General features: G+C 72.9%; 1 protein-coding gene. It reads right to left on the reverse strand.

Going from position 1 to position 446, the window contains the following annotated elements; translation table 11 throughout:
• A partial coding sequence (locus JZ791_RS44290) for a transporter substrate-binding domain-containing protein (protein ID WP_216903973.1) occupies positions 1-413 on the reverse strand: 413 nt, incomplete at its 3' end.
• Positions 414-446: the final 33 nt, after the last annotated feature.

Below are 446 nucleotides of genomic sequence, written 5' to 3' on the forward strand. Positions count from 1 at the left end.
GCCTGCATGCGCGGCTGCAGAATGCCGATGCCCGCCATGCCGACGTCGCAGCGGTGCTCCGTCAGGTCTTCCACGAGGGTCTCGTGGGTGGAATCCACGTAATCCAGCCGCACTCCGAGGTCGGCGGCGAACTGCCGCGACAGATCGATGTCGATGCCGGTCAGCTGCAGCGTGCGCGGATTGCGGTAGCTCACGCCGTGGTAGCTGGGCCAGATGCAGACCCGCACCACGCCGGTGGCCCGCACGCGGTCGGCGACCGGTCCCGCGGGCGCGGCGGACCCCGCGCAGGCCAGGACGGCGGCCACGAGCAGGGAGGGCGCCCACGCCGCGGCACGGTGCCCGCGGCGAAGGCGCGCAGTGCCGCTGGGGTAGGGCTCCATCAACGGGCCGCGACCGGGGAGCGCCGCGGGCACAGCACCTTCTCGGCGATCTGTGCAGGACTGAAC

Source organism: Nocardia alni (assembly GCF_019038435.1).
Lineage (GTDB): Bacteria > Actinomycetota > Actinomycetes > Mycobacteriales > Mycobacteriaceae > Nocardia > Nocardia alni.